A 1,768-nucleotide genomic window follows, 5' to 3' on the forward strand; every position below is an offset into this window, starting at 1 on the left:
TACGATTGGCGGTGCGTCGTGAGAAAGAAGCTGCAAGACTACCTGCCGCCGATCCTGCTGAAAACCTACGAGTTTCCGCTTTTGTGCGACACTGAGCAGCCGGAATTTGACCGGCTGAACGCCGCTGCCACTGCGGTTCTGGATGCACAGTTTGTCACTACGGCAGGAGAACGCGGTATCGCTCGGTATGAGAAAATCTTCAAGATTACGCCGATGGACACGGACACACTGGACGAGCGCCGGTTCCGCGTGCTGGCGAGAATCAATGCACAGCTGCCGTTCTCGGTGCGCCGTCTGCGGCAGCAGTTATCGACCTTGTGCGGCGAGGACGGCTACAGGATGGAGATTGACGGCGGCAGGTACACGCTGACGGTCAAAGTCGCGTTGACCGCAAAGCGCAATCAGCAGGCGGTTGAGGAGCTGCTCGCGGACATTGTGCCTGCGAATATGGTCTGCACGACGTCGTTGCTGTACAACCAGCACGCTGACCTGACCCGCTTCACACACGCACAGCTTGCTGCGCTCACACATTTTGCAATCAGAGAGGAAGTGTTGCCGGATGGCGAGTAAAACGACAAACTACGGACTGAATAAACACAGTCCGCAGGATTTCTACAACGTAGAAGCCAGAAATGAGAACTGGGATAAGATTGACACCGAACTGAAGAATAACGTTGATGCTGTTAATGCCCGCGTAAAGACCGCTGAACTGGCGGCAGAGGTGAAAAAGGTTGTCAAGGACGGCAGTCTGACCGCTGCTGACCTTGGTGCGGAAAAAGCCGGAGCGGCAGCAGCGCTTGGAAAGAAAGTAGATGCACTGAATGCCGGTGACGTTGGCGCTGACCCGACCGGCGCGGCTGCAAATGCGGTATCCACGCATAACACGAGCACAAGCGCACATTCTGCGCAGTTTGCCAAGAAACAGGATAAAATCAAGGGCAAGAAGGGAAAGTACCTCGGTTTTACGGCAAATGACACCGTGGGCGAGGTAGACGCGCCTGCGTCCGGCGGCAGTCAGATTACGCTGACGTTTGCAACTGATTTTGTCGGTCAGGTATGGACACTCACAGGCGGCGGGGAAACCTACACTGGCACGGTGGACAGCAGCAAGACGGCAACTGTAAGCGTGCTCGGCATTAACACTATCTACACCCTGAGTGCTGTACTGTCTGGTACAGCGTATACAACTGAGGTTGCAACCAAGGCATATTACACGGCACTTGCAGTAACGCTTGAGAAATTCCGGTCTACGATTACCGTAACCGTAGATAGCGGTTCAACGGTGATGGCGACACTGGGCAGCACGGTGCTGACCAAGACAAGCAACGGTACGGCTGTGTTTGCGGTCGGCAAGGCGGGTACTTGGGCAATCAAAGCAACACTGGGTGACCAGACCGCAGAGGGCACAGTAAGCATTACCGCCAGTGGTCAGAGTAAGTCGCTGACGCTGAGTTACGCTAATGTGTTCGGCGTTTGCTGGGATACGTCCAACAGCAGTACGGCGTTGACGCGCTTAACTCCGAGCATTGACCCTTACGGACTGGTAACTAAGAGCGTAACGACTGAGCCGGTTCCGGCGGTTGGTACGGGTGCAGGTTCGAGTCCTTTTGACAGCTTTATGCCATGGAGCGGCATGAAAGAGTGCAATCTGAACAATGCGGGCACTGTAACAGCATGGAAAGGTGACAGCGGGTTCTCACGTTCTAATAACTTTACCATGGTGTTTATTCCGGAGTTCTATGTTGCGGCGAAACGTAACGGTACGAAG

General features: G+C 54.6%; 2 protein-coding genes. Both read left to right on the forward strand.

The features are described 5' to 3' along the window. Nucleotides 1-570, forward strand: a 570-nt coding sequence (locus IEY11_RS14465) for a putative phage tail protein (protein WP_207727239.1), incomplete at its 5' end; no start/stop codon positions are given. Next, nucleotides 560-1,768 (forward strand): hypothetical protein (locus IEY11_RS14470; RefSeq protein ID WP_207727240.1); only part of this gene is annotated, 1,209 nt, incomplete at its 3' end. The genes IEY11_RS14465 and IEY11_RS14470, both read left to right, overlap by 11 nt.

This window comes from Butyricicoccus faecihominis (assembly GCF_014648015.1).
Lineage (GTDB): Bacteria > Bacillota > Clostridia > Oscillospirales > Butyricicoccaceae > Agathobaculum > Agathobaculum butyriciproducens.